At 72.3% G+C, this 12,843-nt stretch carries 13 protein-coding genes; 4 read left to right on the plus strand and 9 right to left on the minus strand.

Annotated elements, in window-relative coordinates; translation table 11 throughout:
• The first annotated feature begins 122 nt into the window (after positions 1 to 122).
• Entirely contained in the window at positions 123 to 584 is a 462-nt protein-coding gene (locus ACFWM2_RS31390) for a MaoC family dehydratase (RefSeq protein ID WP_383286958.1), read from the plus strand.
• Positions 585 to 635: 51 nt separating this feature from the next.
• Here ACFWM2_RS31390 and ACFWM2_RS31395 read toward each other — a convergent pair whose 3' ends face one another.
• The 3 genes from ACFWM2_RS31395 to ACFWM2_RS31405 form a co-directional block, all read right to left on the minus strand.
• A complete protein-coding gene (locus ACFWM2_RS31395; RefSeq protein ID WP_383286960.1) occupies positions 636 to 1,259 on the minus strand; it encodes a TetR/AcrR family transcriptional regulator in 624 nt (207 codons plus the stop codon).
• A gap of 91 nt (positions 1,260 to 1,350) precedes the next feature.
• A complete protein-coding gene (locus ACFWM2_RS31400) occupies positions 1,351 to 1,638 on the minus strand; it encodes a YiaA/YiaB family inner membrane protein (protein ID WP_383286962.1) in 288 nt (95 codons plus the stop codon).
• A 72-nt stretch (positions 1,639 to 1,710) separates the two neighbouring features.
• Positions 1,711 to 2,862 carry an acyl-CoA dehydrogenase family protein gene (locus ACFWM2_RS31405; RefSeq protein WP_383286964.1) on the minus strand — a complete coding sequence of 384 codons (1,152 nt, stop codon included), beginning with the start codon at positions 2,860 to 2,862 and terminating at the stop codon, positions 1,711 to 1,713.
• A 114-nt stretch (positions 2,863 to 2,976) separates the two neighbouring features.
• On the opposite strand from ACFWM2_RS31405, the gene ACFWM2_RS31410 reads away from it, so the two are divergent.
• The 3 genes from ACFWM2_RS31410 to ACFWM2_RS31420 all read left to right on the plus strand — a co-directional run bounded on the left by ACFWM2_RS31410 (position 2,977) and on the right by ACFWM2_RS31420 (position 5,918).
• The gene (locus ACFWM2_RS31410) at positions 2,977 to 3,618 is read left to right on the plus strand and encodes a TetR/AcrR family transcriptional regulator (protein WP_383286966.1); all 642 of its coding nucleotides are present in this window, start codon (positions 2,977 to 2,979) and stop codon (positions 3,616 to 3,618) included.
• 99 nt (positions 3,619 to 3,717) lie between these two features.
• Positions 3,718 to 4,440, plus strand: coding sequence for an ArsR/SmtB family transcription factor (locus ACFWM2_RS31415; RefSeq protein ID WP_383286968.1), 723 nt, complete (start codon positions 3,718 to 3,720; stop codon positions 4,438 to 4,440).
• Positions 4,441 to 4,913: 473 nt separating this feature from the next.
• Entirely contained in the window at positions 4,914 to 5,918 is a 1,005-nt protein-coding gene (locus tag ACFWM2_RS31420) for a DMT family transporter (RefSeq protein ID WP_383286970.1), read from the plus strand.
• Positions 5,919 to 5,927: 9 nt separating this feature from the next.
• On the opposite strand, the gene ACFWM2_RS31425 is transcribed toward ACFWM2_RS31420, so the two are convergent.
• The 6 genes from ACFWM2_RS31425 to ACFWM2_RS31450 all read right to left on the minus strand — a co-directional run bounded on the left by ACFWM2_RS31425 (position 5,928) and on the right by ACFWM2_RS31450 (position 12,592).
• Entirely contained in the window at positions 5,928 to 7,277 is a 1,350-nt protein-coding gene (locus ACFWM2_RS31425; protein WP_383286972.1) for an MFS transporter, read from the minus strand.
• 298 nt (positions 7,278 to 7,575) lie between these two features.
• Complete coding sequence (locus tag ACFWM2_RS31430) at positions 7,576 to 8,661, minus strand: Zn-dependent alcohol dehydrogenase (RefSeq protein WP_383286974.1); 1,086 nt, start codon at positions 8,659 to 8,661, stop codon at positions 7,576 to 7,578.
• A gap of 11 nt (positions 8,662 to 8,672) precedes the next feature.
• Positions 8,673 to 10,061, minus strand: coding sequence for an aldehyde dehydrogenase family protein (locus tag ACFWM2_RS31435; protein ID WP_383286976.1), 1,389 nt, complete (start codon positions 10,059 to 10,061; stop codon positions 8,673 to 8,675).
• Positions 10,062 to 10,186: 125 nt separating this feature from the next.
• Positions 10,187 to 10,639, minus strand: coding sequence for a DUF3574 domain-containing protein (locus tag ACFWM2_RS31440; protein ID WP_383286978.1), 453 nt, complete (start codon positions 10,637 to 10,639; stop codon positions 10,187 to 10,189).
• A gap of 20 nt (positions 10,640 to 10,659) precedes the next feature.
• Entirely contained in the window at positions 10,660 to 12,003 is a 1,344-nt protein-coding gene (locus tag ACFWM2_RS31445) for an ABC transporter ATP-binding protein (protein ID WP_383286980.1), read from the minus strand.
• 145 nt (positions 12,004 to 12,148) lie between these two features.
• Positions 12,149 to 12,592: a class F sortase gene (locus ACFWM2_RS31450; RefSeq protein WP_383286982.1), complete on the minus strand. Its 444-nt coding sequence runs from the start codon at positions 12,590 to 12,592 to the stop codon at positions 12,149 to 12,151.
• Positions 12,593 to 12,843: the final 251 nt, after the last annotated feature.

Consider the following 12,843-nt stretch of genomic DNA (forward strand, 5'->3'; position numbering starts at 1 on the left):
CCTCGAACCCTACCCACCCCGTCACCCGTGCGGTCCGTTGACATCGACTCCGACCCCGACCATGCTAAGCAGTCGCTTAGCATGAAAAACGCTCAGACATTGACACGCGGGAGGCCAGCGACATGGCAGAGCCGAGGATCTTCACGTCAGCCGAGGAGCTCGAGGCGGCGGTGGGCGAGCAGTTGGGCCACAGCGACTGGCTGGAGATCGACCAGAAGCGGATCGACCTGTTCGCGGACGCGACGGGCGACCACCAGTGGATCCACGTGGACCCGGAGAAGGCGGCCGCCGGCCCGTTCGGCACGACCATCGCGCACGGCTATCTCACGCTGTCGCTGCTGCCCGTGCTGGTCCCGCAGGTGCTGCTCGTCGAGGGCATGAAGATGGGCGTCAACTACGGCACCAACAAGGTGCGCTTCCCCGCGCCCGTTCCGGTGGGCTCCCGGTTGCGCGCCACGGCGGTCCTCAAGGAGGTCACCGAGGCGGGCGGCGGCGTCCAGGTCACGGCCGCGGTGACGGTCGAGCGCGAGGGCGGCGACAAGCCGGTGTGCGTGGCGGAGTCGGTGTCCCGCTACTACTTCTAGACACGGGTTCCGGACCACGGACGGGCCCGTTCCCGTCCCGGGCCCCGGAGGTTACTTCGCTCCCACCATCCGCAGTACGAGGTCGGCATAGAGGGCGCCGACCTCGTCGGGCGTCCGGGGGCCGTCGACGTTGAACCAGCGCGCCACGTCGATGCAGAGGGAGAGGACCGCGAGGGTGGTGCCGGGCACGTCCGGGACGTCGAAGTCGCCCGCCGTCACACCGTCCTGAATGATCCCGCGCACCTCGGCGTCGACCTGGCGGCGCAGGGCGATGATCTCGGCGCGGGCGTCCGGGCCGAGCGAGTCCAGTTCGTACTGCACCACCCGTGCGGTGGTGCGACCTCCGGCATGCCAGCGGACGAAGGAGCTCACGGCGTCGGCGAGCCGATCGGTGGCGCTGCCCTCGCCGCGGGCCGCCGTCCGCAGGATGTCGAGCGCCTTCTCGTGCCCGATCCGGCTGATCCGGTGGAGCAGCTCTTCCTTGGTCTTGTAGTGGATGTAGAGCGCGGCCGGGCTCATGCCCGCGCGGCCCGCGATGTCCCGGGTGGTCGTCGCGTGGTAGCCGCGCTCGGCGAAGGCCTCCACGGCGGCCACGAGCAGCCGCCGGGCCGCGTCCGGGGTGACCTCACCCCACGGCTGCGTCTCGCCGCCGGCCGTCTCCTTCGCCGTACTCATCGCTCGTGCCCCTTCCAGTGGCAGGACGCACACCATACCCCCGAAGGTGAGCGAGCGCTTAGATTGCCCGCTCAGCGGGGCGCGAAAGAGTTCAGGACTTCTCGTAGGGGTCGTACTCGGCAAGCAGTTTCTCGAGCCTGGCCTGGTCGACGCGGCTGACGATCTGGCCGGCCTCCTGCCGGTCCCGGATCACCTTGGCGAGGGTGAAGGACGAGGTCACGAGATACAGGACGGCGATGGCGAGGAAGCCGCGCACCCAGGCGTTGGCGTCCAGCCGCAAGATGCCGATGGCGGTCGCGGCGATGGCGACCGAGAAGGAGGCCACGGCCTGTCCGTAGAAAGCCGCCGTGGACTGCTGTTTGACCGGTGTCTCACTCATGCGGCCAAGCTTCGGCGGATGCGGCCGCGGCCACATCCGCCGAGATACTCAGGCCCGCGGGGGACGACGTACTCAGAACGCGGAGACGCCCGTCAACGCCCGCCCGATGAGCAGCTTCTGGATCTGGCTGGTGCCTTCGTAGAGGGTCATCACCCGGGCGTCGCGCAGCAGCTTCCCGGCCGGGTACTCGTCGATGTAGCCGTAACCCCCGAAGACCTGGAGGGCGTTGTTCGCGGCCCGGACCGCGGCCTCCGAGGCGAAGAGCTTGGCCTTGGACGACTCGGCGGCGAACGGCCGCCCCCGGTCGATGAGATCGGCGACCCGCCAGGTCAGCAGCCGCGCCGCGTCCACGTCCACGTCAATGTCGCTCAGCAGCTCCTGGACGAGCTGGTGGTGGGCGATCGTCCTGCCGAACTGCTCGCGCTCCGTGGCGTACTTCACCGCCGCGTCCAGCGCCGCCTGCGCGATGCCGACGCAGCCGGCGGCGACCGACATCCGGCCCTTGGCCAGCGCGGACATGGCGACGGAGAAGCCCTTGCCCTCCGGCGCGAGCATCGCCTCGGCGGGGACGCGCACGTCCTCCAGGACGAGTTCGGCGGTGGCCTGGCCACGCAGGCCGAGCTTGCCGTGCAGGGTGCGGCGGGTCAGGCCGGGGGTGTCGGCCGGTACGAGGAAGGCCGAGACGCCCTTGTGTCCGGGGGCGTCCGTGGAACGGGCGAAGAGAAGCACGACGTCGGCCCAGGTGCCGTTGGTGATGAACATCTTGGTGCCGTTGATGACGTAGTCGTCGCCGTCGCGCACGGCCCGCGTCGTCAGGTTGCCCGCGTCGGAGCCGGTACCGGGCTCGGTCAGACCGAAGCATCCGACGTACGCGCCGGAGGTGAGGCCCGGCAGCCAGCGCCGCTTCTGCTCCTCGCTCCCCCAGTGCGCGATGCTCTTGGCGACGAGCCCGAGGGAGACCGAGACGATGCCACGGACCGAGGAGTCGCCCCGGCCCAGCTCCTCCGTCACCAGGCAGTACGCCAGATGGTCGCCGCCCGAACCGCCGTACTCCTCGTCGATGGTGAGCCCGAGGAAGCCGACGGCGCCGAGCTTCTTGACGATCGAGCGGTCGACGTCCTCCGCCCGGTCCCAGGCGATCACGTGCGGGGCGATCTCACGGTCCACGAAGTCCTTGGCGAGCTGCCGGACCGCGGTCTGCTCCTCGCTGAGCTCCAGGTTCATGACGTCACTCCAAATGCCTGCCGAACGCGAACACCGCACACGCCTGACGAACTTGAATGCGGGACATTTAAATTAGCACTGCTAGTTTCCATGCGCAGCCCTACTATGTGCGCCATGGCCCGACCGCGCAAGCCCCTCCTGAGCACCGACCGCATCGTCGAGGCGGCGCGGGCGCTGGTGGACGCCGAGGGTCTCGCGGCCGTCTCGACCCGTCGGCTCGCCGCCGAGCTGGGGGTGAGCGGGCCCTCGCTCTACAACCACTTCCGCACGAAGGACCAGATCCTGGAGGCGGTCGCGGACTCGGTGAGCGCCCAGGTCGACCTGTCGGCGTTCGAGGACGGCAGGGACTGGCGGACCGCCCTGCACGACTGGGCCGTCTCCTACCGGGCCGCCCTGCGCGACCACCCGAACATTGTTCCGGTCCTGGCGCGCGGTCCGGGGCGCAGACCCGCGGGACTGCGGGTCGCGGACGCCGCCTTCGGCGCGATGGTGGACGCGGGCTGGCCGCCCGCGCAGGCCACGTCCATCGGTGCGCTGATGCGGTACTTCATCATGGGCTCCGCGCTCGGGTCGTTCGCCGGGGGCTTCGTGGACGACGAGACGGCGTACGACCCGGCCGACTACCCGCACCTCGGGCAGGCGCACCTCCTCGCCGACCAGCAGGAGAAGATCGACGAACGGGCCTTCGAGACCGGGCTGACCGCGCTCCTTGACGGGCTGGCGCTGCAGTACGAGCAGCTGCGGCGCACCGCGTAGCGGCTCCCGGCCGACCGGTCGCGGCGGCACGGCAGGGCTCGGTCGGCGTACGGCACAGTTCGGTGAGCGCCGAACTGTGCGTGCCGCATGCTGGAGCACATGACGAGCCGACGAAGGTCCCGGGAAGCCCAGGCGCCGCAGCTGGCCCGGCTCGCCGGGCTGATCGCCGACGAGACACGGGCCGCCTTTCTGCTGGCCCTGCTCGACGGGCGGGCGTGGACGGCCGGTGAGCTGGCCCGGCACGCGGGGGTCGCCGCGTCGACCACGAGCGAGCACCTCGGCAAGCTGATCGACGGCGCCCTGCTCACCGAGGAGCGGCAGGGGCGGCACCGGTATGTACGCCTGGCCGACCCGCGGGTCGCGCAGCTCGTCGAGGATCTCGCCGCCCAGGTGGCGCCCGGGACCGCCGAACGACCGCGCACACTGCGGGAGGCTGGCGCGGGGTCCGCGATGGCGCGCGGCCGCACCTGCTACGACCATCTCGCCGGCCGGCTCGGCATCGCCGTCACGGACGCGCTGACGGCGCGCGGACTGCTGCGCCAGGACACCGGGTTCGCGCTCACGGACGACGGGCTGGACTGGTTCACGTCCGTGGGCATCGGCCTGACTCCCGGTGGCCGGCGCCCGCTGGCCCGGGCCTGCCTCGACTGGACCGAGCGCCGGCCCCATCTCGCGGGCGTCGCCGGCGCGGCCCTGTGCCGGCATGCCCTGGAGGCCGGCTGGTGCGTACGCATCGGCTCGGAACGTGCGGTGAAGGTCACCGAGCAGGGCGAGCGGACCCTGGCCCAACTCCTCGGAATCGAGGCGGCGGCACTGCGCTGAGCGACGCGTACGCCTGGGCGGCGGGACCGAGCCGGCAGCGCACTTCGCCCAAGGCGGCGCCGGCACCGAGCAGCACGCCCCACCAGGGCAGCGCCCAACACCGAACGCCACACCCCCGCCAAGACGGCGCCCGACACCGAGCAACACACCCGGCCGCGGGACTGCACCAGGCAGCCCACCCGGCCGGGCGGCGGGACCGCGCAGCGAACCCTGCCGGGCGGCGGGATCACGCAGCCCACCCGGCCGGGGCGGCGGGACCACGCAGGACGGCACGCCCGACCGAGACCCCTTCCCCTGGAGTACGACTGCAGGACTGCGACCGCTGGAGTCCGGCCGCTGGACTACGTCGAACAGCGCACCCCGACAAGGCGGCGGCACCGCACCCCGCGGCCCGCCCGGCCGACGGCCTGCCCCTCAGCGCCGCGTCCGAAATGCGCCAGCTGTCGTCCGAACCCACCTCTAGCCTCGGGAGCATGATGAACACCTCCCCGTCCGTTCCGGCCCGTCGCGCGGAGCTGCTTGCCACCGGCGCGGCCACGGTCACTGTCGTGCTGTGGGCGTCCGCCTTCGTGTCGATCCGCAGTGCGGGTGCCGCGTACTCACCGGGTGCGCTGGCGCTCGGCCGGCTGCTCGCCGGGGCCCTCGCGCTGGGCGCGCTGTGCCTCGTGCGCGGGGAAGGGCTGCCGCCGCGGGCGGCCTGGCGCGGGATCGCGATATCCGGGCTCCTGTGGTTCGGCTTCTACATGGTGGCGCTCAACTGGGGCGAGCAGCAGGTGGACGCCGGTACGGCGGCCCTCGTGGTGAACATCGGACCGGTCCTGGTCGCGCTGCTGGGTTCGCGGCTGCTCGGTGACGCCGTGCCGCCCCGGCTCCTCGCGGGCATGGCGGTGTCGTTCGCCGGAGCCGTCACGGTGGGCCTGTCGATGTCCGGAGGGGGCGGGTCCTCGCTCCTGGGTGTGGCGCTGTGCCTGCTCGCCGCGGTCGGGTGCGCCTGCGGAGTCGTCGCCCAGAAGCCCGCGCTGAGCAGCGCGAGCCCCCTCCAGGTGACGACGTTCGGATGTCTCGTCGGCGCCGTCGCCTGTCTGCCGTTCGCCGGGCAGCTGGTCCGCGACGCGGCGGACGCGCCGGCCTCGGCCACCCTCAACATGCTCTACCTGGGCGTCTTCCCGACCGCGCTGGCGTTCACGACGTGGGCGTACGCGCTGGCCCGTACGACCGCGAGCCGGATGGGCGCGACCACCTACGCCGTGCCCGCTCTGGTCGTGCTGATGTCCTGGCTGTTCCTCGACGAGATCCCGGGGCTGTTCACCCTCGGGGGCGGCCTGCTGTGCCTGGCCGGTGTGGCGGTCTCCCGCTCCCGGCCGCGTACCCGCACGCCGGCGGTGGCGGGAACGGCCGCGGTCCCGGAACCGGCCCCCGTTCCGGAACCGGCCGCGACCGCGCAGCCCGCTCCGGAACGGCAGCCCGGCCAGGCCTGACGGCCGGCCTCAGCCCTCGGTCCGCGCCTCCGGGCCGTCGTGCGAACGCGCCCTGCCGGCAAGGACCTTGATGGAGACGAGCGATATCAGGGCCAGGCCGATGACGTAGGCGGAGACGGCCAGCGAGGTGCCCGTCGCTTCCAGCAGGAGCACCATCACGAAGGGGGCGAGGCCGCCGCCGAACACGGCGGCGATCTGGTAGCCGAGCGAGGCGCCGGTGTAACGCATCTCCGGCGTGAACAGCTCGGCGAACAGGGCGGCCTGGGGCCCGTACATGATGCTGAGGAAGCAGCTCGCGACGAAGGTGCCGACGGCCAGCCACAGCAGGGAGCCCGTGTCGATGAGCAGGAACATCGGCACCGCCCACAGCGCGATCCCGGCGGCCCCGAAGGCGTAGATCCGGATGCGCCCGATGCGGTCGGAGAGGGCGGCGGACGCCGGTATCAGGATCAGTTGGGTCAGGCTGACGCAGAGCGAGACGGTGAGCACCGCGCCGCGTTTCATGTCGAGTTCGCGGGTGGTGTAGTCGAGGACGCCCGTGATGAGGATGTAGAAGGTCGCGGTGTTCACGGCGAAGGAGCCGCCCGCGAGGAACACCGTACCCAGATGACCGCGCAGGATCCCGCGCAGCGGCGAGCTGCGCTCACCCTTCTCCTTCTCCGCCAACGCCCTTTCCGCGGCCCGGAATTCGGGGGTCTCCTCGACGCGGGTGTGGATGTACCGGGCGAGTAGCAGCACCAACAGGCCGACCAGGAAGGGCAGTCGCCAGCCCCAGGCGGTGAACGCGTTCTCGCTGGTGACCGCGCCGGCGACGAGGAACACGGTGTTGGCGGTCACCACGCCGATGGGGACGCCGAGTTGCACGAAGCTGCCGTAGATCCCGCGCTTACCCTCCGGGGCGTACTCGGTGGCGAGCAGCATCGCGCCGCCCCACTGCGCGCCGACGGCGATGCCCTGCACCACCCGCAGGAGGACGAGCAGTACCGGCGCGGCGACGCCGATGGTCTCGTAGGTGGGCAGCAGGCCGATGCCGGTGGTGGCCAGGCCCATCAGGGTGAGCGCCAGGACCAGCATGGGTTTGCGGCCGTGCCGGTCGCCGAGGTGGCCCGCGATGACTCCGCCGAGCGGACGGGCGAGGAAGCCCACGGCGAAGGTCGCGAAGGAGGCGAGGACTCCGGCGGACGAGCTGCCGGCGGGGAAGTAGAGGTCGCCGAGCACCAGGGCGGCGGCGATACCGAAGACGAAGTAGTCGTACCACTCGACGGCCGAGGCGAGTGCGGCCGCGGTGGCCACCTTGCGACGGTTGCGGGTGTCGGGCACGGGGGTGGTGTCGGGGAGAGCGGATGGTGCCGTGTCCATGCGTGCACACTCCGGTGGGTGCGGGGACGGTTCGGGGGTGCGGGGGCGGTGCAGCGATGCGGGGACGGTTCGGGGAGCGGCGCCGTGACTGCGGAACATACTGACCGGACGGTACGGGGGTCAACGGGTCGTGCAGCAGCAGTTTTTACCTGCCCGTGGCAACGAAGGGCCGTCCGGGAGGGACACCCGGAGCCCGGCCGGGGACCGGTCCAGGGAGGTCCAGGGAATTGCCGCCCCGGCGCCCGGGCACGCCTCCGACCCCGGCCGCGAGGTGCGGCCGGGGTCCTGGTGACAGGGGCTAGAAGACCACCAGCGCCCGGCCGCCCTTGCCCGCGATCATGTTGTCGAACGCCGCCGGAATCCCCTCGAGGCCGATCCTTTCGGTGACCAGGGCGCCCAGGTCCAGGCGGCCGGCCCGGACGTGCCCGGCCAGCACCGGCACGTCCCTCGCCGGGTCCGAGTTGCCGTACACACAGCCCGCGAGGGTCCTCCCCCAGTGGAAGATCTCCAGCGCGTTGAAGGTGACCTGCTGGTCCTTGCCGCCGATGCCGACGACCGTGGTGCGGCCGCCGCGGCGGGTGGAGTCCCAGGCGGTCCGGATGGTGACGGCGCGGCCGACGCATTCGACGGCGACGTCGACACCCTGCTTGCCGGTGAGGCCGCGGATCTCGCGGGCGGTGTTCTCGGAGGCTACGACGTAGTCGGTGGCTCCGGCCGCCCGGGCCAGCGACTCCTTCGCCGGGGAGACATCCACCGCGATGATCTTCGAGGCACCGGCGATACGGGCGGCCTGCAGGGTCGCGAGGCCGACTCCGCCCACGCCGAACACGGCCACGGTCTCGCCCTCGCGCACCTTCGCCGAGTGGTGGACGGCGCCGTAGCCGGTGAGCACGGCGCAGCCGAGGAGGGCCGCGTCGGTGAGCGGGACCCCGGCGGGGAGCGGGAGGACGCAGGCGGCCGGCACGACGGTCTCCTCGGCGAACGCGGCGACGTTCAGACCGGGGTGGAGATCCGTGCCGTCCGCGCGGCGGGCGTACACGTTCGCCGCGCCGGCCAGCGCGTTGGCGCAGAGCCAGACCTCGCCGAGCGAACAGGCATGACAACGCCCGCAGGACGGGGCCCAGTTGAGGACGACCTCGTCGCCGGGCGCCACCTGGGTGACGTCCTCGCCGACGGAGACGACGGTGCCCGCGCCCTCGTGGCCGAGGACGGCGGGGACCGGCACCCGCATGGTGCCGTCGGACAGCGACAGGTCGGAGTGGCAGACCCCGGCGGCGGCGAGCCGGACGCGGACCTGGCCCGGGCCGGGCTCCGGCAGGTCGATCTCGGCGATCTCCAACGGAGCGCCCACGGCGGGGAGTACTGCGGCGCGAACCACGTGCATGCTCCTAAGGCCTAGAACTGCAGGGACTTGGTCTGGAGGTACTCGGAAAGGCCGTGTGCGCCCAGCTCGCGGCCGACGCCCGACTGCTTGTAACCGCCGAAGGGCGCCAGGGGGTTGAAGCGCCCGCCGTTGATGTCGACCTGTCCGGTGTCGAGCCGGCGCGCGAACGCCACGGCCTCCGACTCGTCGCCGGCCCACACCGCGCCCGCGAGCCCGTACACCGTGCCGTTCGCGATCCGCAGGGCGTCCGCCTCGTCCTCGTACCGGATGACGGAGAGCACCGGGCCGAAGATCTCCTCCTGCGCGATGGTCATCTCCGGCGTCACCTCGGCGAAGACCGTCGGGCTCACGAAGTAGCCCTGCTCGCGCGGGGATTCGGGGCCGCCCGCGACAAGCCGGGCCCCCTCCTCGACACCCTTCTCGATGTAACCCCGCACGCGTGCCTGCTGTTTGGCGTTGACGACCGGGCCGATGCGGTCGCCGTACTTCGCGGCGGCCGCGGCGGCCAGCTCCACCGCCTCCTCGTACTGGGAGGTGTGCACCAGCATCCGGGTCCAGGCGCTGCACGTCTGCCCCGAGTTGGACATCACGTTGGCGACCCCGACGTTGACGGCCTTGGCGAGGTCGGCGCTCGGCAGGATGACGTTGGCGGACTTGCCGCCGAGTTCCAGGGCGACCCGCTTCACGGCCGCGCCGGCCGTCGCCCCGATCCGCCGGCCGACCGCCGTGGAACCGGTGAAGGAGACGAGGTCCACGTCCGGGTGCTCGGCGAGGGCCTGACCGGCGACCGGACCGAGGCCGGTCACCAGGTTGAAGGCGCCGGCCGGGACGCCCGCCTCGGCCACGGCCTCGGCGAACAGCTGGGCGGTGAGCGGGGTGTCCTCGGCGGGCTTGAGCACCACCGTGCAGCCGGCGGCGAGCGCCGGAGCGACCTTGGCGACGATCTGGTGCAGCGGGTAGTTCCAGGGCGTGATCGCACCGACGACGCCGACCGGCTCGTGGTGGACGGTCGAGTTCCCGACCTTCTCCTCGAAGGCGTACGTGGCGGCCAGCTCGGCGTACGAGCCCGCGACCAGGATCGGGACGGCCGCGTGCACCGCCTGCGAGAAGGGCAGCGGCGAGCCCAGCTCGGCCGTGACGGTCTCGGCCACCTCGTCCTTGCGGGCCACGAGCACATCGCGCAGGGCCGCCAGCCGGGCGGCGCGCTCGGCGGGCGGGGTGGCGGCCCAGCCCGGGAAGGCGGCTCGCGCGGCGCGTACGGCGGTGTCGACGTCCTCGGCGGTGCCCGCCGGGACGCGGCCGACGATCTGCTCGTCGACCGGGTTCACGACCTCGATCGTGTCCGGACCCGCGGCGGGGCGCCAGGCACCGTCGATGTACAAGCCGTCATGTGCCTTCATCGTGTTCCTCCCGGAGGGGCCGCGTCGTCCGCACCCTAAACTAGCGATGATAGTTTTCGGGCGCCAGAGGGGTCCGGCCCCAGGGCCGCCTCGGGCCCCTCGGGGCCATATGCGGATCAGAGGGCTCAGAAGTCGGCCTCCGCCCGGTCGTCCACCCTCGCCACGGCCTCCTGGGCGAAGGCCTTCACATAGGCACGGCGGACCTTCTCGATCTTCCGGTCGTTCGCCCGCGCCGCCGCCTGCGGATACAGCAGGATCAGCTCGTACGAGCGCTCGTGCTCGACCCTGCCGGACGCGTCCCGCCACTGCCCGCGCCCGTCCTGCACCGTCAGCCCGGCCGGAAAGCCGGGCGTGACCTCCCGGTCGACGAAGTCCATGAACTGGGCGTCGGTCACGGCCGGCCCGCCGTCGGGCCGCTCGGTGCCGAAGAAGAGCTGCGTCTCGATGTACGCCGTCCCCCGCACCTCCGGCCGCGCCGCCCCGTCGCCGAACGCGGCGTACGCGACCGGAGCGCCGGCGACGACAAGGGCGGTGGCGACGGTGGCACCGACCCGGGAGCGCATGCTGTGAGTGATCATGCAGGCATCCCTAGCGGAACTCACTCCTCCAGATCCGGCAGCCGCGCCGGAGCCGGGCAGATGCGTTCGCCGTGCTGGTCGAAGACGAACAGATGGGCGAGATCCACGAGGAGCGGGACCTGCATGCCGTGCTTGAGCTCGATGTCCGGGGTCGTGCGGACCACGAGGTCACCGGGGAGCCGGCCCTCGGGCGGCGCCGGGTCGACCGGATCCGGTTCCGTATCCCCGGGGTGCTCCAGGACCACCACGGGCCCGGCCCGCAGCGAACCGGCCCGCTCCCGCAGACGGCCGAGGACCCCGCCGTCCCGTCGGCGGCGCCGGGCCGGCCGCACCGGTCGCGGCGCCTCCAGATCCGGTACGACGGCGGGCCGGGAACCGGTGTTGAAGTGCACGAGGACCTCGTGGCCCTGGAACTCGACATGCTCGACAAGTCCGGTGAGCACCGCTTCACCCGGCCGCGCCGCGGACGGTTTGGCGAGCCGGATCGCCTCGGAGCGCAGCCCCACGATGACCTCCCGCCCCTGCTGCACCCGCAGCAACTGGTGGTCCAGGCACAGGGGTTCGGGCAGCCGCAGGAACTGCTTGCCGAGACTGATCGTCATGGCGCCGTCCAGCGGCGCCCGCACGAGCCCGCGCAGCAGATTGATCCGGGGAGTGCCGATGAACGCGGCAACGAAGATGTTCGCGGGCAGCCCGTAGACCGTCCGCGGTGTGCCGAGCTGCTGGAGGACCCCGCCGCGCAGCACGGCGACCCGGTCGCCGAGCGACATCGCCTCGGCCTGGTCGTGGGTGACGTACACCGTGGTGACGCCCAACTTCCGGGTGAGCCTGGATATTTCGGCGCGCAGATGGTTGCGGAGCTTGGCGTCCAGGTTGGACAGCGGCTCGTCCATCAGAAACGCGGAGGGGTGGCGGGCGATCGCGCGGCCCATGGCGACGCGCTGGCGTTCACCGCCGGAGAGCTGGTGGGGGAAGCGGTCGAGGAGGTCCTCGATGCCGAGCATCCGGGCGGTGGCGTCGACGCGGGGGCGGGGGTCGGCGCCGGGCGTCTCGATCCGCAGCGGGAAGCCGATGTTGTCGCGGGTGGACATGGTCGGATAGAGGGCGAAGTTCTGGAAGACCATCGCGATGTCGCGCCCGGACGGCGGCAGGTCGTTGGCGTACTCGCCGTCGAGGCGCACCACTCCCTCGGTGACCTCCTCCAGTCCGGCGATCATTCTCAGCACGGTCGACTTGCCGCAGCCGGAGGGCCCGAGGAGCACCAGGAACTCACCGGGCCGGATGTCGAGGGACAGCCGCTCCACCACGCGGACGCCCTTTGCGTACGACTTGCTCACATCGTGCAGGGAGATGGCGCGTGTCATGAGGCATTGCCCCCCGGGGGCTCACAGGCCGCGGGTGCTCCGCGGTCGGACGTCGCCTGCGGGCCGTACGGGACGCCTGAGTCACGGAAGCTAACGGACCGCACACACCCGGGGGAAGACACGCGGCGGGATCGGGCCCGCGGATTCAGCGCCCCGCCGGGGGCGTGCTCGGCGCGCCGGCCTCCCGGGTGCTCGTGAGGTGGGCGAAGACGACGACATTGCTGGCGTAGCCGGTCTTCCGGTTGTAGGTGCCGCCGCAGGTGATCAGACGCAGCTCGGGGCGCCCCCGGCCGCCGTACACCTCCTTGTCGGGGAAGTGCGCCTTCTCGTACGTCCGTACGGCGTCCACGGTGTAGACGGCGGTGCGTCCGTCGGCGCGCCGGGCCTCGATGAGCCGGCCGGTACGGAGCAGGCCGAGACCGGCGAAGACGGCGGGGCCGGTCCTGGTGTCCCGGTGTCCGACGACCACGGCCGTGCCGTTCTCGCCCGGGGACGGGCCGCTCTCGAACCAGCCGACCAGCTTGGGGTTGTCGACCGGCGGCGTGGCGAGCTGACGGTTGCGGTCGAGCCGGAGCTGGATGACCGGCACGTCCAGACCGAGGTACTGAATGCGGAAGCCGGTCGCCGGGGACCGCGGCAGCGGCCGGGGCGGTGGCGCGGGCCGCGGCGGCGGGGTCGGCCGGGCCGGGGGCGCGGACCTGGCCGGGCTGACGCGCGCGGCACGCCGTGGCTGCTCGACTTGCGTGGCGGCGACGCCCCGGGCAGCTAGGTCGGGGGACGCCGACGCGTCTCCTTGCCCCCCGAAATAGGATATGGCGGGTCCCCAAAGCTCGTCCTCTC

Origin of the sequence: Streptomyces sp. NPDC058371 (genome assembly GCF_042723265.1) — a bacterium.
Taxonomy (GTDB): Bacteria; Actinomycetota; Actinomycetes; order Streptomycetales; family Streptomycetaceae; genus Streptomyces.